Source organism: Mycobacterium sp. TH-M25, assembly GCF_057473665.1.
In genome coordinates this window covers 1-4413 of record NZ_JBYCLA010000401.1, presented here as the reverse complement: position 1 = coordinate 4413, position 4413 = coordinate 1, and the positions used below count along the sequence as shown (strand labels likewise).

Below are 4413 nucleotides of genomic sequence, written 5' to 3'. Positions count from 1 at the left end.
GTCATCAAGGACGTGACCGGTGAGGATGTCAGCCTGGACGAGCTGGGCGGTGCCGACGCCCAGGCCAGTTACGGCAACATCCACCAGGTGGTGGAGTCCGAGGCCGCTGCCTTCGGCTACGTGCGGGACTTCCTGTCGTTCCTGCCGCCCAACTGCTTCGACAAAGCGCCGATCGTAAACCCCGGGCTGGAGCCGCAGATCACGACAAACGACCTTGAGCTCGACGCGATCGTGCCGGATTCGGACAACACGGCGTACGACATGCATGAGGTGCTGCTGCGGATCTTCGACGACGGTGATTTTTTGGATGTTGCCGCACAAGCAGGACGGGCCATCATCACCGGCTACGCCCGCGTCGACGGCCGCACCGTCGGCGTGGTGGCCAACCAGCCCATGCACATGTCCGGGGCGATTGACAACGAGGCCTCCGACAAGGCCGCGCGGTTTATCCGGTTCTGCGACGCGTTCAATATCCCGTTGGTGTTCGTGGTGGACACGCCGGGGTTCTTGCCGGGAGTGGAGCAGGAGAAAAACGGCATTATCAAGCGCGGCGGTCGGTTCCTGTACGCGGTGGTGGAAGCCGAAGTGCCGAAAGTGACGATCACGATCCGCAAGTCCTATGGCGGCGCGTACGCGGTCATGGGATCCAAGCAGCTGACCGCAGACCTGAACTTTGCCTGGCCGACCGCGCGCATCGCCGTGATCGGCGCTGACGGTGCCGCGCAGCTCTTGATGAAGCGCTTCCCCGACCCGAATTCGCCAGACGCGCAAGCGATCCGCAAGACCTTCGTCGACAACTACAACCTCAACATGGCGATCCCGTGGATCGCCGCCGAGCGCGGGTTCATCGACGCTGTGGTCGAGCCGCACCAAACCCGGCTGTTGCTGCGCAAGTCGCTACATCTGTTGCGCGACAAGCAGCAGTGGTGGCGGGTCGGACGTAAGCACGGGCTCATCCCGGTCTAGGAGTCCTCTTCGCCGAGTGTGAATTCTGCGACGCGACACGCCGATTCGGCGTCGGGCAATTCACACTCGAGGCGTAAACGCGCCGTCGACGAGTTCGTCGAAACGTTCCAGCGCCTCGTCGGAGTCGGCGTCGATGCCGCGCAGCGGCCCGCGGTCGGCGAGATGGCGCCGCGCATACAGTCGGGCAACCAGTGCCTTACGGTCGCTGCCCCGGGTGGCCTGTTCCCAGGCGGCCTGCTCGGTGAGCAACGCACCGGCGTAGACGTCGCCCATGAACTGGGCCAGCGGGAACAGTCGTGCCTCGGCGACTTCGCGGTCGAGTTTGGTCCAGGCGGTGATCGCGGCGTCCAGGTCGTCGAGGCGCTCGGCCACCAGCCGTGTGGTGTCCCCACCATCCTCGGTGTCGTCCGACACCGAGATCGCGTCGTGCAATCGCGCCAACAACGTCTCGTGGGCGCGGGTCTGCTCGATGCCGCGCCGCACGTCGAGGCACAGGATGTTGTCCGGCCCCTCCCAGATGGTGTTCACCTGCGCATCGCGCAGCAGCCTGGCCACCGGCCAGTCCTCGATGTAGCCGTTGCCGCCGTGGATCTCGATCGCGTCCGACGCCGCGGTGATCCCAAGCCGGCACACCTTCAGTTTGGTGACCGGCACCGCGATGCGTTGCCGCCTGTTGCGGGGCTGGCGGTGGTTGGTGGCTCCGGTGCAGTCGAATACCAGCGCCAGTGCGGCTTCGACGTCGACGATCAGCTCGCTCAGCTTGCGCCGCATCAGCGGCTTGTCGATGAGCGGCCCGCCGAACGCCCGCCGCTGCCGGGCGTAGCACAGCGACTCGACCAGGGCGCGGCGCGCGTTACCCAGCCCGAACAAGGCGATGCCGAGTCGCGCGGCGTTGGTCAGCTCCATCATCCGGCCGAGTCCCTTGCCGTCGGCGGGACCCGTATCACCGCTTGGCTTCTCGGACAGCAGAAAGGCTTCCGCATCGACAAATTCGACCTCGCCGGACGCGACCGAGCGGGTGCCGAGCTTGTCTTTGAGTCGGCGCACCCGCACGCCGTTGCGCGAACCGTCGCGGCGGGTGCGAAGCACGAGAAAGGTGGCGACACCACGGGTGGAGTCGGGCGCGCCCTCGGGTTTGGCCAAGACGACGAACGCCTCCCCGGCGCAATTCGAGGCAAACCATTTGACGCCGTTGAGCAGCCAGGCGTCGCCGCCTTCGGCTGCCCGTCGAGCCGTCGTCTCCAGCGCCCCCAGATCGGAGCCGCCGGTCCGTTCGGTCAGCAGCTGCGCTGTCCGGCCCGCCCATTCACCGGAGTCGAATTTGGCCAGCACATGCTCCCGCACATCGGGCGGCGCATAGGCGGCCACCAGCGATTGGACCATTCCGCCGCCGGTGCCCAGCGCGCAGCCCATCCCGATATCGGCTTGGTTGAGCAGATAGTTGGACGCGAACAACGGCAACGATGAGCTGAGCTTGGCGGCTTGCGCTTCCGAGCGCAGCGTCTGCTGCGCATCCAACACCGCGCGCCTGGCCTGCGTGAACGAGGCCGGCATGGTGACGCGGCTGATGTCATGTCCCCAGCGGTCGTAGCGATCGAGCCGCGGCGGGTTACGGTCGGTCTCCTCGGCCCACCGTGCCACCGGGCCGCCCATCAGCTCACCGATGCGCGTCAAATGCGGCTCGGCGAACGCCAACTCGTCGGGCTGCAGGTAGTACGCCATGGTGAACTGCAGGGTGGGATCGGTGCGGTACCAATTACGCCCCACCGCACCGCGATAGTTGTCTGTTCGATAGCGCTGCGCCTTTTCTGCAGTGCAGAAGGGCAACCTGTCCGCAGGCTCAACGTCGTACTCATACATGCCAGGACCCACGGTATTACAGCGGGGGCGGCGGGTGGATGGGTTCGGCGGTGTCGGTTATGGCGGTGGCTTTGTGGCGAATGCGCTCAACAGTGGCTGTGACCGCTGAGCAGGCGGTGTCGATGATGAGATGGTCACGGTCCCAGGGCTCGTAGGTCCGATCGACCACTTGTTGCCAGGTCGGCAGAACCAGGCCTGGGATGTCTGATGTGCGGCTTTCGACTCGGCGCCGGTGTTCGTTTGGGTCGGAACAGACGAGTTCAACCTCGAGTATCCAGCAGTTGAGTTGAGCGGCGACGCGTTGCCAGGCGTCGCGCGTGATCTTGAGTGGATTGACGCATTCGGCGATCGTGGGCAGCCCTACGCGCAGTTGATCGGCGGCCAGAGCGTAGCCGGCGACGTAGCCCATCGCGGCGGGTGCCGCGGTGAGCTCACCGGAATCGACTAAGGCCTGCTCGATGGTGTCGATGCGCAGATACGCCGCGAGCAATCGGCGCGCCAGAGGCAGCGCTACTGACGACTTGCCGGTGCCGGGAAGGCCGGAGATGACGATGAGGCCAGGGCTGGGCAAATGACTTCTCCGATCGGCGGTTGGCTGCTGAATGCTGCCGTATGAATTGTGGCCGTTAGCATGGCCTAGCGTTGGGTTGGGGGTGAACTTATGAAACGTAGCGGCGATCTCGGCGCCGAGGGCCTTCATCGTGGTCTGGGAGTGTGGTCTGTGGTGTTGATGGTCTTAGCTGGCGCGGCTCCCTTGGCCTCTGTCGGCGCGGTGCTACCGATGGTGGTTCGGGTTAGCCAAAACCCTGTTCTGCCTATGTTTTTCATCGGTGCGACGATGATCCTCGCATTGTTTGCGATTGGATTCACCAGGATGACGCGGTTTGTCGGTGATGCCGGAGCGTTTTACTCGTATATCCAAACTGGTTTGGGCCGCATCCCGGGCGTCGGAGCCGCTGCGCTGGCGATCAGTAGCTATTTCCTACTGCTGGTGTCCATCAGCTGCTATTTGGGTGCGGTGACTGCTACCACCGTCGCCCACCTGGGCGGTCTGGGCTCACCGTGGTGGCTGTGGACAGCGTTGTGGCTGGTCCTCACTGGGGTATTGGGCTACCGAGACATCGAACTGAGCTCCAAGGTTCTTGCATTTATGCTCGTTGCTGAGTGTGTTGTCGTCGTTGTCGTCGACGTCGCGCTGATTGCCGCCGGCGAGCATTTGGGGGGGAACGCTAGATTGGCCATGTTTGATCCGACCGCGCTGTCGCGAGGGGTGCCGTCGTTAGGGCTGATGTTCGCGTTCTTGTGTTTTGTTGGATTCGAAACCACCGCTGTTTTTCGCAGCGAAGCCCTCACCCCGGAGCGCACGCTGCCGCGTGCCACATACATCGCGGTGATCGGGATCGGACTGTTCTATGCCATCTCGGCGTGGGCCTTGACGGTCGGTGTGGGCGCGGACAATCTTGTGGCGGCCGCTACCGATGATCCGGCGAATCTCGTTGTGGGCCTGGCCAAGACCCATGTTGGCCCGGCGATGCAGGACACGATGCAGCTGTTGCTGTTGCCCAGCCTGTTCGCTTGCACATTGAC

The 4413-nt window shown here is 64.3% G+C and carries 4 protein-coding genes; 2 read left to right on the top strand and 2 right to left on the bottom strand.

The features are described 5' to 3' along the window. Positions 1-966, top strand: a 966-nt coding sequence (locus AC2VOU_RS13470) for an acyl-CoA carboxylase subunit beta (RefSeq protein WP_486957833.1), incomplete at its 5' end; no start/stop codon positions are given. A gap of 60 nt (positions 967-1026) precedes the next feature. On the opposite strand, the gene AC2VOU_RS13465 is transcribed toward AC2VOU_RS13470, so the two are convergent. Continuing rightward, positions 1027-2826: an acyl-CoA dehydrogenase family protein gene (locus AC2VOU_RS13465; protein ID WP_054879106.1), complete on the bottom strand. Its 1800-nt coding sequence runs from the start codon at positions 2824-2826 to the stop codon at positions 1027-1029. Positions 2827-2842: 16 nt separating this feature from the next. Further along, on the bottom strand, positions 2843-3397 hold the full coding sequence (locus tag AC2VOU_RS13460; RefSeq protein ID WP_047314870.1) for a P-loop nucleotide/nucleoside kinase family protein: 555 nt from the start codon (positions 3395-3397) through the stop codon (positions 2843-2845). A gap of 90 nt (positions 3398-3487) precedes the next feature. Between AC2VOU_RS13460 and AC2VOU_RS13455 the strand changes: the two genes are divergently transcribed. Further along, the coding region (locus AC2VOU_RS13455) for an APC family permease (protein ID WP_486957832.1) at positions 3488-4413 on the top strand (926 nt) is incomplete at its 3' end.

Bases quoted from the DNA above. Each gene is read 5' to 3' on its own strand.
- AC2VOU_RS13465 (WP_054879106.1), bottom strand. From the start codon at position 2,826: ATGTATGAGTACGACGTTGAGCCTGCGGACAGGTTGCCCTTCTGCACT.